The organism is Chryseobacterium shigense (genome assembly GCF_014207845.1).
Lineage (GTDB): Bacteria > Bacteroidota > Bacteroidia > Flavobacteriales > Weeksellaceae > Chryseobacterium > Chryseobacterium shigense_A.
This window is the reverse complement of sequence record NZ_JACHLC010000001.1, coordinates 1041866-1058910: the sequence shown is the minus strand read 5'-3', so window position 1 is coordinate 1058910 and position 17045 is coordinate 1041866. Positions and strand designations below refer to the sequence as shown.

Below are 17045 nucleotides of genomic sequence, written 5' to 3'. Positions count from 1 at the left end.
TAAATTCGAATGTATTCAATATCAAAAAAAATAGAACTCATTAACCAGGTAGTTATTGAAAAAAAACATTTCAGTAATGATGAAATAATTCCGGCTGCTGAAACAAAATTTATATGTTGTGACTGCGGTCAGGAAAATACAATTAAAATCTTTCCCTATGAATCAGGATTCCCGATTTTTCAAATTTATAATGAAGATAAAGTCTTATCCAGAAATGAATTGTTGAAAAATAAAATGGTTACTGAAACTTCTGCAAGAATGTCGCATCTTGGGGACTTAACGGTAACCGATCTACCTACTTTATATTTTGGAACCGATTGTAAGGTTTGCCAATCAAAATATATCTGTGTATTCAGTTATGGAGAATGGCAGCCCGGATTAACGCTTTTAAACATTTCAGGTGTATGGAAATATGAAGATTTGTAATAAACCTTAACAATTTGAAATAAAACGTTCAAAATTTTAAAAGAAAATCCACGGTTCAGGCTGTGGATTTTTGGTAGAAAGTGTTTTCTAATAAGGGTTATTTAATTTTTATCGGAACAGATATGTAATACGCATTACAAGTTTTCCAAAATCGTTTTCTATCTTTGCTGTAAATAATAAAATTCATGGATAAAATTGACAGTCTGAACCAGGTAGCAGAATTCCACACCACTTTTAAAGCCCCTATTTTAGATACTCCGCAAATTCCTTCACCGGAAAGATGCAATCTGAGAGTTGAACTTTTACAGGAAGAATTAAACGAATTAAAGCAAGCTATTGCGGATAATAATATTGTAGAAATAGCTGATGCCCTGTGCGATCTTCAGTATGTTTTAAGCGGAGCCGTACTGGAATTCGGACTTGGCAGTAAATTTGTAGAGCTATTCAACGAAGTACAGCGTTCCAATATGTCTAAGGCGTGTGACAATGCAGAACAGGCCGAGGAAACAGTAGCATTTTATAAAGAAAAAGAAGTAGAATCTTTCTATGAAAAGTCAGGAGAAAAGTTTAATGTTTACAGAAAAACAGATCATAAAGTTCTGAAAAACAAATACTATTCCCCTGCAGATTTAAAAACAATTATCGAAAAATAATATGAAAAAATTTATTACTAATACTCTTGTTATTTCAGGCCTTATTCTGGCTTCCCAGCAGCTAAGCGCCCAAAAAGTAGTGATGAACCGTGAAGTGGAAACTCAGAATGATGGTAAAATGCTTTTGGGAAATCAATTCAAAGAGCAGTTCCTGAAAGCTCCCTATGCAGACTGGTATGTGAAAGAACATGATGAATATGCTGTTGACCAGAAAGCGATCAGCGAATTAAGAAAGGCTAAATTCAGTACCTATTCACTGGTTGTGTTTATGGGAACATGGTGTGAAGACAGTCACAGAGACTTTCCAAGATTGACGAAAATCCTGGAGGAAGTAAAATATCCGGATAATAAACTGACTATTATTGCTGTTAACCGTAAAAAAGAATCCCCTACCGGAGATGAAGTACGTTATAATATCCAGAAAGTACCTACCATTATCGTAGAAAAATATGGCAAGGAAATCGGAAGAATTATTGAGATGCCTACCAGCGGTTATATTGAAAGGGATCTTGTTGAAATTCTGAAGAAGGATGACAGTTCCGTACTTAAAGAAATATTTAAAAAATAACGTTGAGAAATTACAAGGTAATCATATCATTTGCAGCGGGAATTCTCGTGATGCTGATTCTGTTTTTCGGACTTAAATCCTGTTTAAATCTTGGAGGAAAGACGGAAAAATCAGATTATTATATTCTGACCAACCAGATCTCCAAAATGAATAAAATGGTGGTGATGGAGCAGAATATTTCCAGCATGCAGAAAACCAAAATGGGCTATGAAGTGTTTGGAAAAGAAGTGTCGAATAACAGCATTATTACCTACACCAAAACCAATGCCCAGGTTTCTTATGATCTCAACAAAATGAAGATCGAGGTAGATTCCATCAACAAAAAACTGGTGATTACCGAACTTCCCGATGCAGAAATAAGAATTACTCCAAGCGTTGATATCCAGTCACTGGACGATTCTTTTTTTAACAGAATTTCTGAAAAGGACATTAAAAATGTGACCCAGAAAGCCAAGGAAGCAGCAATTCAATCCATTAATCAGAACCAACTGAGAACAGAAGGACGTAAACAATTAATGGAAAACCTCAACAATATTTTCGTTTTGGCAAAGGCTTTGAACTATACCATAGAAGATGAAACCGGCAAGCTCGGTGTTTTAGGACTCTAAAAATGTAAAGCTATGGATTCAAAAGACGACAAAAAGAAAGAATCTGCCAACAGCGCAGAAACCAAGAAACAGAACCAGGATTTTCAGAATATTCCTGCTTCATCAGAAAAAAGCAATCCGCCCGATATTGATAAGGAAGATATTCAGAAAGCTTCAAAAAACAAATCGGGAAAAACGGATAACACTAAGAAATAAAGAAGGTCCTGTCTCATATTTGAGATGGGGCTTTTTTAATGATGAAATTTTTGTACATCTTCTATTCTTCATCCATTCTCTATAAAAGAAGCTGTTTTTATTTACCACAGATTTCACGGATTTTCACAGATGTTTATGTTATACTTATGGAAATTATTAAAATTAATTATACGCAGTTATCTGTGAAAATCCGTGAAATCTGTGGTTAAAATCCTGTACACTCTTCTATATAAAACGAAAGGTTCCATCCCATAGGACAGAACCTTTCTAACTAATCTATTATTTATGTGAACTGTTTGTTTAAAACTATACGATCGTAGATTTTCCGATCTTGATATTTTCAAAATTATAATAAGATTTTTCAGAATATTTGATATAATCCGCAATAAAGCTTCCCACTTCACTTGTAGAATAATGCTGTTCCGAATTAAGATCTACTGTAACATATCTGTTCTCAATAGCATGCTCTACTGCCCTTCTCAATTTATCAGCTGCTTCAGTAAGTTCAAGATAATCTAACATCATGGCTGTACTCAGGATGGATGCAACAGGATTGGCAACACCTTTTCCTTTAGCCTGAGGATAAGAACCGTGAATAGGTTCGAACAAAGCATTTTCCTCACCTATTGAAGCAGACGGTAAAAGCCCGATAGAACCGCCGATAACACTAGCTTCATCTGAAATAATATCTCCAAACATATTCTCTGTCAGGATCACATCAAACTGTTTAGGGTTAAGAACCAACTGCATGGCTGCATTATCAACAAATATATAATCCAGTTGTACATCAGGATATTGAATGGCAATTTTCTGGCAGGTCTTTCTCCAGAGTCTTGAAGTATCCAAAACATTTGCCTTATCAATTAAAGTAAGTTTCTTTTTCCTCTTTTCAGCTTCTTTAAAAGCCATATGAGCAATAGGAATGATGTCTTCTGTACTGTATTTACAGACATCATAGGCATATTTACCGTCCGGATCTGTAAATTTTTCACCGAAATAAATTCCGCTCACCAATTCCCTGAAGATCTGGATATCCGTTCCTTCAATAATTTCTCTTTTTAAAGGACTTTTATCAATCAGTGAAGCATAGGTTTTCAAAGGCCTGATATTGGCATATAACCCCAATTCTTTACGAAGTTTCAATAAACCTTGTTCAGGTCTTACCTTTGCTTCCGGGTTGTTGTCGAAAACCGGATCTCCAATTGCCCCGAAAAGAACGGCATCCGAATCTTTACAAATTTTTAATGTTTCTTCAGGAAGAGGATCTCCGGTTTTGAAAATAGCTTCAGCCCCCATTAATCCATAAGAAAACTGGAACCGGCAGTGAAAAACCTCTTCCACAGCCTCCAACACCTTCATACTTTCACTGACTACTTCGGGACCGATTCCGTCTCCGGGCAAAACTGCTATTTTAAAATAATTGTTGCTCATGCTTTTGTGTTTTTAGTTCAAATTGTTCTATCACCTGTTTTTTGCTGATTAAAAAATCAATATCATCATAGCCGTTGATAAGGCATATTTTTTTATAAGAATCGAGTTCAAAGGTTTCTGTTCTCCCGTTAAAACTGATCGTCTGCTGCTCTACATCCACATTAATTTCTAATTCAGGGTTTTCGGTAATACTTCTTAAAATATCTTTTAAAAATTCTTCGGAAACCTTTACGGGAAGAAGTCCGTTGTTGAGAGCATTCCCTTTAAAAATATCGGCAAAATAGCTTGATATAATTACTTTGAATCCATAATCAGTCAAAGACCAGGCGGCATGTTCCCTGCTGCTTCCGCACCCGAAATTATTTCCGGCCACTAAGATTTCCCCGCTGTACTTTGAATTGTTCAATACAAAATCAGGGTTAGGCTCTCCTGAATGAATGTTAAACCTCCAGTCTCTGAACAGGTTCTCTCCAAAGCCTTTCCTGTCAATACTTTTCAGGAATCTTGCAGGAATGATCTGGTCCGTATCTATATTTTCTGCGGGTAACGGTACTGCGGTTGATTGTATATAAGTTAATTTTTGCATTAGTCTGTCTGATCTTTTAGTTTAAGCTTTCAAAAGCTGAAATTCTTCCTTCTATAGCTGCTTTGGCTGCGGTGAGCGGACTTGCCAGAATGGTTCTCGCTCCCTGCCCCTGCCTGCCTTCAAAATTCCTGTTGGAAGTGGAAACACAGTATTCTCCTTCCGGAATTTTATCATCATTCATGGCAAGACAGGCTGAACATCCCGGCTGACGGATCTGGAATCCTGCATCATTGAAAATTTTATCCAGACCTTCTTCATAGATCTGTTTTACAACCTGCTGTGATCCCGGAACAATCAGGGCTTTTACAGTTTCGGACTTGGCTTTACCTTTAATATACTGTGCTACAGAACGGAAATCTTCTATTCTTGCGTTGGTACAGCTTCCGATGAATACATGATTCACTTTAATATTTGAAACTTCCTGACCGGCTTTCAGTCCCATATATTGAAGGGCTTTTTCTTCAGATTCATTTTGCGGAACAGGAATGGCTTCGTTAATTGAAATTCCCATTCCCGGATTGGTTCCGTAGGTGATCATTGGAAATATTTCTGTAGCATTGAATGTAAGCTCTTTGTCAAAGACAGCACCTTCATCTGTTTTGAGGGTTTTCCAGTGCGCGAGCTTTTCTGCCCATTCTTCACCTTTCGGGGCAAATGTTTTTCCTTTTACGTATTCAAAAGTGGTTTCATCCGGTGCAATCATGCCGCCTCTGGCACCCATTTCAATACTCATGTTGCATACGGTCATTCTTCCTTCCATGGACATTTCTTCAAACACATTTCCGGCATATTCACAAAAATATCCTGTTCCGCCATCGGTACCGATTTTGGAAATAATATAGAGAATGACATCTTTAGGCTGAACATTTTCATTCAGTTTACCATTTACGGTAATCCTCATGGATTTAGGTTTATTAAGCAGCAGGCACTGACTGGCAAAAACCTGTGCCACCTGGCTGGTTCCAATCCCGAAAGCAATAGCACCGAAAGCTCCGTGTGTAGAGGTATGACTGTCTCCGCATACGATACTCATTCCAGGCTGGGTAATTCCCAATTCCGGGGCGATAATGTGAACAATTCCCTGATACTGATGACCTAAACCAAAAAGTTCTATATTGTTTTTTTTACAGTTCTCCGTTAATTGTTCTACCTGGTTTCTGGAAAGTTCATCCCGGATCGGCTTTTCCTGATCAAGCGTAGGAACGTTGTGATCTGCGGTGGCTACAATCTGGTTGGGCCTGAAAACTCCAAGATTCCTTGCTTCAAGTTCTGCAAAAGCCTGTGGACTGGTTACCTCGTGGATCAAGTGCTTGTCTATATAAATAATTTGAGGCCCATCCGGAACAGTTTCTACTACATGAGCATCCCAGACTTTGTCAAAAAGTGTTTTTTTATTGTTATCCATATTTATTTTTACCTGACTTTTAAATCAATACTATCCTATTTTTCTGCTGCATGTTTCCATAATCATGTACAGATCGTCATTTTTAACTTCTTTTTTCAGATCTGCGATTTTTAAAAATTCCTGATACAGAAAATCAAGCTCGTTTTTAGTGATATCATAACCGATATGTTTGAATCTGTATGCCAAAGCAGAACGCCCGCTTCTTGCTGTAAGGATAATGGATGAAGCATTCACTCCCACTTCTGCCGGATCTATGATCTCATATGTTTCCCGGTTTTTAATAACACCATCCTGATGAATTCCTGAACTATGTGCAAAAGCATTAGCCCCGACAATGGCTTTATTAGGCTGTACCGGCATTCCCATAAGATCGGAAACCATCAGACTCATTTCATTAAGCATTTTTGAATTGATATCTGTATGAAAATTCAAGTCTTTATGCTGTTTCAGAATCATTACAACTTCTTCCAAAGCTGTATTTCCAGCTCTTTCGCCCAATCCGTTGATGGTACATTCAATCTGGCGGGCTCCGTTGATGGCCCCGGCAATTGAATTGGCGGTGGCAAGTCCCAGATCATTGTGGCAATGACATGACAGGACAGCTTTTTCAATACCCTTTACATTCTCTTTCAGGTATTTTATTTTCTGGCCGTATTCTTCGGGCAAACAATAACCTGTTGTATCCGGAATATTCAAAACTGTAGCCCCGGCTTTAATAACTTCTTCACAGACTCTTGCGAGGTAAGCATTATCTGTTCGTCCCGCATCTTCAGCATAAAATTCTACATCCTCTACATAGCTTTTGGCATATTTTACAGCTTCTGCAGCCCGTTCCAGAATATTTTCCCTTGTTGAATTGAATTTATATTGAATATGGGAATCTGAAGTTCCGATTCCAGTGTGGATTCGCGGCCTTTTTGCATATTTTAATGCTTCGGCGGCTGTGTCAATATCTTTTCTGTTGGCTCTCGTCAGTCCGCATACTTTTGCATTTTTTATCAGCTTTGAAATTTCTGAAACAGATTCAAAATCGCCCGGACTTGAAATTGGAAAACCGGCTTCAATTACGTCAATCCCTAGCTTATCAAGCCTTTCTGCTATCATAAGTTTTTGTTTTGTATTCAGTTTACATCCGGGAACCTGTTCCCCATCCCTCAGCGTAGTATCAAAAATTTCAATTTTTTCGGAATTCATAATGAAGTTTTTTACTTAATTTTGATCAAAACTACCGCTTACAATATTTTTGCGTTTTCATTTTTTCTGAAAATTACAATATTCAACAGCTGAAAAAATAACCAGATTTAACTGATAATCAATTTATTATATTTTATAAATTTACAATGGCAGAATTGCAGAAAGATTTTTTGTTTGTACTGATTAAGTCATTAACCACTTCTGAAAAACGTCAGTTCAAACTGTACGTCAACCGTCTGGGAATTAATGTAGATGCTAAATTTCTACTCCTTTTTTCAGAGCTTGACAAGATGAAAGAATATGATGAACAAATCATTATTGAGAAAAAAATCTCTACAAAGCAGCAGCTATCCAACCTGAAAGCGCATCTCTACAAACAGATTCTTGTGAGTCTTCGGATGAACCCAAGCCATCAGAATTACAGGATACAGCTCCGGGAACAGTTGGATTTTGCCAATATTTTATACCAGAAAGGCCTTTACAAACAGGCTTTAAAGATACTGGATAAAACGAAACAGTCTGCATTGGAACTGGATGAGAAAAGTATTGCTTCAGAAATTATTGATCTCGAAAAGGTAATTGAATCACAGTTTATTACAAGAAGTATTGAAGGGCGTGCGGATGAACTTATCAGACAGTCTACAGAAATCAGCAAGCAGAACCATTATGCCACAGAGCTTTCCAATCTGTCCCTTAAATTATACAGTGAAATGCTTACGCATGGCTATGTTCAAAATGATACGGACCGTGGAAAAGTACTTGAGCTTTTCAATGATCAGATTCAGAAAATAAAACTGGAACGGCTTAATTTTACGGAAAAATTATGGTATTTCAAGGCCCATGTCTGGAAAAATCAGCTGCTTCAGGATTATAAATATACGCTGAAATATGCCCGCCAATGGGTAGATCTCTTTCATAAGAATCCTGAAATGATCTTCAGTCATCCGGTGTGGTATATTAAGGGTAATACCTATCTGCTTAAAATTTTATTCCTGTATGGAAATATTGATATCCTGGAAGAACATTTTGAGAATTTCAATGCTACGGTAAATTCCCAGAATTTTAGCCAGAATGAAAACCTTCAGGCTTTGATTTTCCTGACTCATTATAATACCCTGATGAATATCCATTTTGTAAAAGGTGAATTTTTTACAGGTACAAAGCTTATCCCTGAAATTGAACTGAAAATGGAAAAGCTCAGGGAAAGGATTGATGAGCATCACTTTATGATTCTTTACCTGAAAATGGCGGCCATGTTTTTCGGAAGCAAAATGTTTGAAAAATCAATTGAGTATTCCATGAAGGTCATAGAATGTAAAGGCAATGTTCAGGAAGACCTCTTATTCCATACCCGGATCCTGATCTTAATGGCAAAATACGAATCGGGCAACGATGAAGATTATGATGAATTCATCAACTCAACGTTAAAATTTGCCCGTAAAATGAAAAAACCTGAGGCATTTCATTTTGAAAGCATACAGTTTTTTAAAAACATTAACAATTTGGTTTTAAGTAAACAGCAGGAATCATTTAAAGCTTTTGATAAGATACTTGAAGATTTTTCAAAGAATGAATATTACAGGAGATCTTTACTGTATATTGATATTCATGGCTGGGTAAAATCTAAGGTGAAAAATGTGGATGTGGTAGAGATCATCAAGCAGAAAGTGAGATATAAACGGAAGAAATAGAATTGGTTGGTGGCTTCGAGAGCCTCAGCCACCAACCTGATTTCAATATTTTTAAGACATCAATTAATAAATACAGCATCTGGTGGCTGAGGCTCTCGAAGCCACCAGTTCCTAAACTGAAATTCTTTCCAAAAACTTCAAAGCGTTTCCATGACTTATCTTTTCCATCAGTTCAGCTGAAAAATCGTTTTCAAGCCTGCTGTTGATGGTATTAAATGCGGAAGCATCATCATATCCTTCAAAGAAAAAAGGATAACGGGATTTGTCCGGATGTGCTTTATCATGGAAAAAATCCAAACCGTACGCGATGGCATTTTCACCTCCGAGATCAAGCCCACGCTGAATGTGGTCATATAATCTTTCCGGGCTGTTATCATCCAGCCAGTCTTTTATAAGATTAAGCCCTATCAGGCCTTTTCTTTTAATAACTTCTTTGGCCAGTTCATCCGGAAGGTTTCTTCTCTTATTCTGGATGCTTCTGTAATTGGAGTGGCTTGCCAGAATGGGGATATTGTAGTTTTTCTGATCTATATAATTGAGAATACCGTAGGCCAGCTGATCGCTTGTGTGGGCTAAATCAATGGCAATTTTCCTATCGGCAATATAATCTATTAAAACTTTACCATCGTCTTTCAGTCCTGCTTCAGAATCATTTCCGCCTCCGAAACGGTTTTCCGTATGATGTGTAATTCCTATATAAAGAAGCTTTCTTGCGTTTGCAATGATTGTTTCAAGATTTTTAAAGCCTGATTCCAGCGTATCATCTTCATTACAGAAGGCGGATGCATTTTCAATGGAGGCTATAACGCCAACTTTATCCCTGTTCTCAGCATTTTTATAGTTTTCGCCTTCAAATAAGAAGAAATTTTCAGTTTTTATCAGATCTGAAAATATTTCACTTTGCCTTATTCCATTAACAGAACTGTTTCCGCCTGTACCGGCATACATGGCCATTACCTGAAGCTTTACATTGCCCTGTTTTAAGAAAGGAAGCGAGCAGCCCAATTCCCTGTCGTCAATTGCTGAACCTGCCGCTAATAAATAGCATAGCAGATCACAATGGAGATCAATATTAAAATTATTCATATGATAAAAATGCTAAATTATTTTTTGATATTTTCAAGTTTACTATTGATAGATTCAATAGTACTTTTCTCAAAAATTTCCAGAAGCTGTGGAACAAAGTCTCCGAATGTTTTATATTTTTTCCGGTCAGTGTTATATTCATTGATCTTAGCTTCCAATTCTGGCAGGAAAATAAAATTATTCCTCATATGATAGTCTTCCAGCCTTTTTGATCTTTCAAAATCTTGCTGGATCCTGGCGGTTTCTATCTCCCCCAGCCTGACCAAATGTTCGGCAACGCAGGTCTGGTAATCCCCGTAGCCTCCTATTTTGATCATAGTTTCCTTCAATTTGGATTTTTCAAACAGGTCTTTAAATTTTTCAAGCTTGTCCTTGTTTTTATACACCTCTTTATTAACAAAAGAATGCCCGAATTCATGAACACTTAAAAACCTGGCCTGAAACTGATTATCATACCCGAACTGCCCAGGCTTTTCAACCCTTACAAACGGACTTGCAATTTCATAGATATTCTTTGCTCCTGATTTCAGATCAACTGCTGTTCCAATTCCCCTTCCTTCATTATCTTCAATAGGCCACATCATCATCGGAGAAATAAGGATGGTATATGTATTGAAGCCTTCACCATAAAACTGTTCCATAGCATCTGTAAATGCGGGTGGAATCTGTTGATTATATTCAGCTTCGGCATTTTTATAAAAATCTTTATTTTGTTCGAAAAATTCGCCGATATTTTCTTTTACATAAAAATGATGCAGCTCCGAAATATAATTCCTGATCAGGGAAGTTACTTCTTCATTTTGCTTTTTTGTAAACTTATTATCATTGAATGTATAGTTATTAACCCAATCATCTGCCGGAAATTCTCTATGGTAAAGAAGAGGTTTCATCAGAACATCATTACCGGAACTATATTTCTCCATCAGAACATCGTTGATTTCAGCCGTCAGAACAGCAATTTTAGAGTTTTTTAATGATCCGTATTTATCGATAGCTTTTTTAACGATAGGCTGATACACAGAACATTCTTTGATTTTATACAGTTCAAAATCTTTATTATTCTTCCGATGCTCTACAGAAAGGATCTCCGCAAGGAAATAGGTTTCAATATTCCGGTTATGGGAAACTGAAAATTTAGATGTTTTTTTCTGTGAAAAGTGCAGTGAAAAAATAAACACGGCAAAAACCGCAACAATCTTTTTCATATTTGATGTTAATTCTTATTCTAAATACAGGCTAATATAGTATTTTATCTAAAAAATGCGTATTTTTGCCTCTTAAAAATTTTTAGTAAACAATGATAAAAATTACACTTCCAGACAATAGTGTCAAAGAATTCGAAGGAGCAGTTACTCCTTTAGATGTGGCAAAATCTATAAGCGAGGGATTGGCTAGAAATACCATTTCCGCAGTTGTAAACGGCAAACAAGTAGAAACTACCACACCTATAACCACGGATTCAACGGTACAGTTGTTAACTTGGAATGATGATCTTGGAAAGAAAGCTTTCTGGCATTCTTCTGCCCACTTGCTGGCGCAGGCTATCCTTGAATTTTATCCTGATGCTAAATTAACAATCGGACCTGCTATTGAAAGCGGATTCTATTATGATGTGGATTTCGGGGACGAAAGTTTATCTGAGAAAGATTTTGAGAAGATTGAAAAGAAAGTGCTTGAAAATGCAAAAAAAGGTTCAACATTCTCTTTATACCCTGTTTCTAAAGAAGAAGCATTAAAAACATATGCAGATAACCCTTACAAAGTAGAACTTATCTCTAATCTTAATGATGGAGAAATCACTTTTGTAACTCATGATAATTTCACGGATTTATGCCGTGGCGGACACATTCCGAATACCGGAATCGTAAAGGCAATGAAAATCCTAAACGCAGCCGGTGCTTACTGGAGAGGAAATGAAAACAATCCTCAGCTGACAAGGGTTTACGGTATTTCTTTTCCTAAACAGAAAGAACTTACCGAATACCTTGAAAGACTGGAAGAGGCTAAAAGAAGAGACCACAGAAAATTAGGTAAAGAACTCGGAATTTTTGCATTCTCTGAAAAAGTGGGTGCAGGTCTTCCTTTATGGCTTCCGAAAGGAACTGCTTTAAGAAGGAAACTGGAAAATTTCCTTAGTGTTGCCCAGAAAAAAGGAGGTTATGAATTCGTAATGTCACCACACATCGGGGCAAAAGAACTGTATGTAACTTCAGGACACTGGGATAAATATGGTGCGGACAGCTTCCAGCCGATCAAAACACCTAATGAAGGTGAAGAATTCATGCTGAAGCCGATGAACTGCCCTCACCATTGTGAAATCTATAAAACATCACAATGGAGCTACAGGGATCTTCCGAAAAGATATGCGGAATTCGGGACTGTATACAGATATGAGCAGAGCGGAGAGCTTCACGGATTGACAAGAGTTCGTGGATTTACCCAGGACGATGCCCACCTTTTCTGTACTCCGGATCAGCTTCTGGGAGAATTTGAAGCCGTAATTGATCTTGTACTGTACGTTTTCAGATCTTTAGGTTTTGAAGATTTTGTCACTCAGGTTTCTCTGAGAGATCCTGATAACAGGGAAAAATATATCGGTTCAGATGAAAACTGGGAAAAAGCGGAAAACGCAATCATTACAGCAGCCAAAAACAAAGGTTTAAGAACTGTTGTTGAATATGGTGAAGCAGCATTTTACGGTCCTAAATTAGATTTCATGGTGAAAGATGCTTTGGGAAGAAGATGGCAGCTGGGAACCATCCAGGTAGATTACAATTTACCGGAAAGGTTTGATCTTCACTACATCGGAAACGATAATGAGAAGCACAGACCGGTAATGATCCACAGAGCGCCGTTCGGTTCTATGGAACGCTTTATTGCGATTCTTTTAGAGAATACTGCCGGAGATTTCCCGTTATGGCTGAGCCCTGACCAGTTTATTATTTTACCGATCAGTGAAAAATATGTAGATTATGCAAAAAAAGTTTCACAATTTTTGGAAAATCACGATATTAGCGGTCTGATTGACGACAGGAATGAGAAAACCGGGAAAAAGATCCGTGATGCAGAATTGAAGAAGATTCCATTCATGCTGGTTGTAGGTGAAAATGAGGAAACTGACGGCACCATTTCTGTAAGAAGACGCGGCGAAGGAGATCTCGGAGCCATGAGCATGGAAGATTTTGTTGCTTACTTCAAGAAAGAGACAGCGATATAAAAAGATTAAAGAATTAAAATATTGAAAAACTATTAGACATACATTAATTGATCTTTTGGCCATTAAATTCTTCAATATTTTAATTTCAGAAAAAATAAATAAGTAATTAACCAATAAAATTATAATACAATAGCACAAAGATTTAACAACAGGGGCCCACAGAGACGTCCGGTACAGGAGGACGCGCACTTGATCAACGATAAAATTCGTGTGAGAGAGCTTCGTTTAGTGGGCGACAACGTAGAGCCGGGAGTTTATCCAATTGATAAGGCAAGACAGCTTGCTACAGAGCAGGATCTTGATCTGGTAGTAATCTCCGATAAGGCAGAACCTTTTATTGCAAGAATATTAGACTATAAAAAGTTTTTATACGAGCAAAAGAAAAAACAGAAGGAACTTAAAGCAAAGCAGGTGAAAGTGGTTGTAAAAGAGATCCGTTTCGGGCCTCAAACTGATGATCACGATTATGAATTTAAGAAGAAGCATGCTGAAAAGTTTCTTGAAGAAGGTTCAAAATTAAAAACCTACGTATTTTTTAAAGGACGTTCAATTATCTTTAAAGACCAGGGAGAAATCTTACTTCTGAAACTTGCCCAGGAACTTGAGCACGTTGGAAAAGTAGACCAGCTTCCAAAGCTTGAAGGAAAAAGAATGATCATGATGATGAGTCCTAAAAAACCAGCTAAATAGTTTTAACAGGCGTAAGTCTGTTTCCTATCATATAAACCTCAAAGTATTTTGAGGTTTTTTTGTTTTTAAAATTTATTAAGTTATTATTAAATATTACCCTATATCAATATCCGGTAAAAGATATAAGTATACATTTGTATTGTAATCAGCAAACACTATTATTCATTATATTATTAATAATTTAAAAACAGAAAAGCAATGAGCACACTTACATTAAAAGACGGAACCGAAATTTACTACAAAGACTGGGGAAAAGGGCAGCCTGTATTTTTTCATCACGGATGGCCGTTATCCAGTGATGACTGGGATGCACAAATGTTGTTCTTTTTAGAGCAGGGGTACAGAGTGATTGCCCATGACAGAAGAGGCCACGGAAGATCTGAGCAGACTCCGGAAGGACACAATATGGATACTTACGCATCAGATGTTGACGAAATTGTAACCGCACTGGATCTTAAAGATGCTATCCATGTGGGACACTCCACAGGCGGCGGTGAAGTGATCCGATATGTTGCACAGTATGGAAAAGGAAGGGTTGCAAAGGCCGTTTTAATAAGTGCAGTGACTCCCATTATGGTTAAAACCGAAAATAACCCGGATGGTGTACCCATGTCTGTTTTCGATGATATCCGTAATAATACCACCCATCACAGGCAACAGTTCTATATAGACATTACATTTCCTTTTTACGGCTATAACAGAGAAGGAGCAAATATTTCAGAAGGAATTCAAAGAAACTGGTGGAGACAAGGGATGAATGGTTCAATCAAAGCTCATTATGACTGTATCAAAGCTTTCTCTGAAACCGATTTCACAGAAGATCTTAAAAACACGGAAATTCCGGTTTTGGTTCTCCATGGTGAAGATGACCAGATTGTTCCTTTTGAAACGACCGGTAAGGTTGCCGCTACTCTACTTAAAAACGGAAAATTAATTTCCTATCCCGGTTTCCCGCACGGAATGCCTACCACAGAAGCCGAAACAATCAATAAAGATTTATTATCATTTTTTCAATCATAATAAATTTCATTATTATTACAAAACCGACTTTTAACTCATAGCCGTCTCCTAACAGGGTCGGCTTTTTTATATAAGTCTGATAAAATCACGGATAATGAAAGTTTGGATTGAATTTTTTTGTATCTTTGCAAACTGTAATTCCTCTGTATTGCAGGAATCAAGGAACAAGATATTGATAACAAAACATAAAAAGCAAAACAATGCCAAAATTAAAAACGAAATCAGGTGCTAAAAAGCGTTTTCAACTTACCGGAACGGGTAAGATTAAAAGAAAGAATGCTTTCAAAAGCCACATCTTAACTAAGAAAGAAACTAAGCAGAAGAGAAATCTTACGCAGACTTCTTACGTTGCTGCTGTGGATGAGAAAAGCGTTCTACGTCAATTAGCCATTAAGTAGTTTTTATAAATCTATATCCGGTTTATAAGAATTCAAAACAAATTCAACAATTTAACCCTGAAACGGTGCCACTAAGAGCAGTTAAGCTGCCGCCCTTTTCAAAAAAACAATTTAAATTATGCCAAGATCAGTAAATGCAGTAGCTTCAAGAGCTCGCAGAAAAAAAATTATGAAGCAAGCTAAAGGTTTTTTCGGTAGAAGAAAGAACGTTTGGACTGTAGCTAAAAACGCGGTAGAAAAAGCAATGCAATATGCTTACCGTGGAAGAAAAGAGAAGAAAAGAAACTTCAGATCACTTTGGATCACGCGTATCAACGCTGGTGCAAGAGAGCACGGAATGTCTTACTCTCAGTTTATGGGAGCTCTTAAAAAGAACAACGTAGAGCTTAACAGAAAAGTTTTAGCAGATTTAGCAATGAATCACCCTGAAGCTTTCAAAGCAGTTGTAGATCAAGTAAAATAATGTAGAATTTTTTGTTATCAATATAATCCCGGGCTTTTTAGTCCGGGATTTTTTTTATTATCTGTTACGTTTATTCTTTCATTAAATTAGGTAGAAAATAGTAATGCGTATCACTTTTATGATTAATCAAAAAATAAAATAGCATTTGAAAGTTTTTCTTTTAGCATAAAATAAAATTGATTTTTATTATTTACATTTGTTGAATTATTAAATCTATAAAACTTTAGTTAAAAGTGAAAAAAATAACGACTATTTTACTCCTTTCCTTATCAGCTTACAGCCTTCAGGGTCAGAATTTTATACAGGCTTATCAAACAAGGGTTAACAAGGTTTCTCAAACCAATATTACTACAAACCTTCAGGACTTCGGAAATCTTGGCGTAAAAACTACAGGTTCTATAGAAAATACAAATGCACTGAACTGGCTTAAGGCGAAATATCAGTCTTACGGATATGATGCAAGCCAGATTACAGAAGATACGTTTACCTATAACGGTAATTCTACAAAGAATTTAATTATAACCAAAACAGGTACGGTATATCCTGATACCTATGTGATTATCTGCGGACATTATGATACGATAGTTGGTCCCGGAGTAAGTGATAATGGCAGCGGAGCTTCTATTTTGCTGGAAGCGGCAAGAATTTTAAAAAATGTTCCTACAGAATATTCCATCAAATTTATCCATTTCTCCGGTGAAGAGCAGGGTCTTCTGGGAAGTTCACACTATGTAAACAATGTTGTTTTTCAGAATAATGTCCGCCAGCTTAACCTGAAAGTGGTCTTCAATATCGATCAGGTAGGAGGAAAATTAGGAAACTTGAACAATAATATCAAATGTGAGAGCGATCAGAGCGGTCAAACCGGAAATAATGCAGCTTCACTGGCAATGACTCAGCAATTGGCAACGTGTACCACATTATATTCTCCACTTCAGACCACCATGTCGAATGCCTTCAATTCGGATTATATGCCTTTTGAAAATAAGGGTGACATCATTACAGGATTTTACGAAACAACGAGAAGCTATAATGAGCATACCGTAAATGATACTTTTGCCAATGTGGACCCTGTGTATGTTTTTAACGTAGGAAAAGCAGCTTTAGGGGCTTTGCAGCACTTTGCAGTAGCTTCAACCGTTACTTTGGCAACGGATGATGTTCAGGCTGAAAATTCACTGGAAGCAATCAGGATCTACCCTAACCCGGCACAGGATGTTCTTCATATTGAATTGCCAAAAGACCATAAAAACTTTGAGGTAGAAATCAGTGATATGAATGGACGTTTGATTTTAAATGCAGAAAATGAGAAGAAAATGAATACTTCCGGCCTTTCAAACGGAATGTATATGGTAACTGTAAAATCTGATCAAAACAGCATCACCAGGAAGATTCTTATTGAAAAATAGACACA

The 17045-nt window shown here is 37.0% G+C and carries 18 protein-coding genes; 12 read left to right on the top strand and 6 right to left on the bottom strand.

The genetic code is table 11. The features are described 5' to 3' along the window. Positions 1–9 precede the first annotated feature (9 nt). The 5 genes from HNP36_RS04815 (at position 10) to HNP36_RS04795 (ending at position 2450) form a co-directional block, all read left to right on the top strand. On the top strand, positions 10–426 hold the full coding sequence (locus tag HNP36_RS04815; RefSeq protein WP_184159870.1) for a hypothetical protein: 417 nt from the start codon (positions 10–12) through the stop codon (positions 424–426). A gap of 185 nt (positions 427–611) precedes the next feature. Continuing rightward, positions 612–1079 carry a nucleoside triphosphate pyrophosphohydrolase family protein gene (locus HNP36_RS04810; RefSeq protein ID WP_184159873.1) on the top strand — a complete coding sequence of 156 codons (468 nt, stop codon included), beginning with the start codon at positions 612–614 and terminating at the stop codon, positions 1077–1079. 1 nt (position 1080) lies between these two features. After that, positions 1081–1647: a TlpA family protein disulfide reductase gene (locus tag HNP36_RS04805; RefSeq protein ID WP_184159875.1), complete on the top strand. Its 567-nt coding sequence runs from the start codon at positions 1081–1083 to the stop codon at positions 1645–1647. A 2-nt stretch (positions 1648–1649) separates the two neighbouring features. Then, a complete protein-coding gene (locus HNP36_RS04800; protein WP_184159877.1) occupies positions 1650–2255 on the top strand; it encodes a DUF4230 domain-containing protein in 606 nt (201 codons plus the stop codon). Between the two features lie 12 nt (positions 2256–2267). Next, entirely contained in the window at positions 2268–2450 is a 183-nt protein-coding gene (locus HNP36_RS04795; RefSeq protein ID WP_184159879.1) for a hypothetical protein, read from the top strand. A gap of 306 nt (positions 2451–2756) precedes the next feature. Here HNP36_RS04795 and leuB read toward each other — a convergent pair whose 3' ends face one another. From leuB to HNP36_RS04775, 4 genes are read right to left on the bottom strand one after another with little or no spacing between them, the layout of a single operon-like run. After that, positions 2757–3881 carry a 3-isopropylmalate dehydrogenase gene (gene leuB, locus HNP36_RS04790; protein ID WP_184159881.1) on the bottom strand — a complete coding sequence of 375 codons (1125 nt, stop codon included), beginning with the start codon at positions 3879–3881 and terminating at the stop codon, positions 2757–2759. Further along, complete coding sequence (leuD, locus tag HNP36_RS04785; protein ID WP_184159883.1) at positions 3862–4467, bottom strand: 3-isopropylmalate dehydratase small subunit; 606 nt, start codon at positions 4465–4467, stop codon at positions 3862–3864. Before leuD ends, leuB begins: the two co-directional genes overlap by 20 nt. A 16-nt stretch (positions 4468–4483) precedes the next feature. Beyond that, on the bottom strand, positions 4484–5872 hold the full coding sequence (leuC, locus tag HNP36_RS04780) for a 3-isopropylmalate dehydratase large subunit (protein WP_184159885.1): 1389 nt from the start codon (positions 5870–5872) through the stop codon (positions 4484–4486). A gap of 30 nt (positions 5873–5902) precedes the next feature. After that, the gene (locus tag HNP36_RS04775; RefSeq protein WP_184159887.1) at positions 5903–7066 is read right to left on the bottom strand and encodes a 2-isopropylmalate synthase; all 1164 of its coding nucleotides are present in this window, start codon (positions 7064–7066) and stop codon (positions 5903–5905) included. A 146-nt stretch (positions 7067–7212) separates the two neighbouring features. On the opposite strand from HNP36_RS04775, the gene HNP36_RS04770 reads away from it, so the two are divergent. Continuing rightward, entirely contained in the window at positions 7213–8757 is a 1545-nt protein-coding gene (locus HNP36_RS04770; RefSeq protein ID WP_184159889.1) for a hypothetical protein, read from the top strand. A gap of 111 nt (positions 8758–8868) precedes the next feature. Here the strand turns inward: HNP36_RS04770 and HNP36_RS04765 are convergent, their stop codons facing one another. After that, positions 8869–9843, bottom strand: coding sequence for a dipeptidase (locus HNP36_RS04765; protein ID WP_184159891.1), 975 nt, complete (start codon positions 9841–9843; stop codon positions 8869–8871). A gap of 17 nt (positions 9844–9860) precedes the next feature. Beyond that, the gene (locus tag HNP36_RS04760; protein ID WP_184159893.1) at positions 9861–11048 is read right to left on the bottom strand and encodes a DUF4932 domain-containing protein; all 1188 of its coding nucleotides are present in this window, start codon (positions 11046–11048) and stop codon (positions 9861–9863) included. A gap of 92 nt (positions 11049–11140) precedes the next feature. On the opposite strand from HNP36_RS04760, the gene thrS reads away from it, so the two are divergent. The 6 genes from thrS to HNP36_RS04730 all read left to right on the top strand — a co-directional run bounded on the left by thrS (position 11141) and on the right by HNP36_RS04730 (position 17040). Continuing rightward, positions 11141–13060 (top strand): threonine--tRNA ligase, encoded by a 1920-nt coding sequence (thrS, locus tag HNP36_RS04755; RefSeq protein WP_184159895.1) that lies wholly within the window; start codon positions 11141–11143, stop codon positions 13058–13060. A gap of 189 nt (positions 13061–13249) precedes the next feature. After that, entirely contained in the window at positions 13250–13750 is a 501-nt protein-coding gene (gene infC, locus HNP36_RS04750) for a translation initiation factor IF-3 (protein ID WP_184159897.1), read from the top strand. 198 nt (positions 13751–13948) lie between these two features. Then, positions 13949–14770, top strand: a complete 822-nt coding sequence (locus HNP36_RS04745; protein WP_184159899.1) for an alpha/beta fold hydrolase — start codon at positions 13949–13951, stop codon at positions 14768–14770. A gap of 200 nt (positions 14771–14970) precedes the next feature. Continuing rightward, a complete protein-coding gene (gene rpmI / locus HNP36_RS04740; RefSeq protein WP_184159901.1) occupies positions 14971–15168 on the top strand; it encodes a 50S ribosomal protein L35 in 198 nt (65 codons plus the stop codon). A gap of 118 nt (positions 15169–15286) precedes the next feature. Next, the gene (gene rplT / locus HNP36_RS04735) at positions 15287–15631 is read left to right on the top strand and encodes a 50S ribosomal protein L20 (RefSeq protein WP_040995267.1); all 345 of its coding nucleotides are present in this window, start codon (positions 15287–15289) and stop codon (positions 15629–15631) included. Between the two features lie 233 nt (positions 15632–15864). Then, the gene (locus HNP36_RS04730; protein WP_184159903.1) at positions 15865–17040 is read left to right on the top strand and encodes a M28 family peptidase; all 1176 of its coding nucleotides are present in this window, start codon (positions 15865–15867) and stop codon (positions 17038–17040) included. Positions 17041–17045 lie beyond the last annotated feature (5 nt).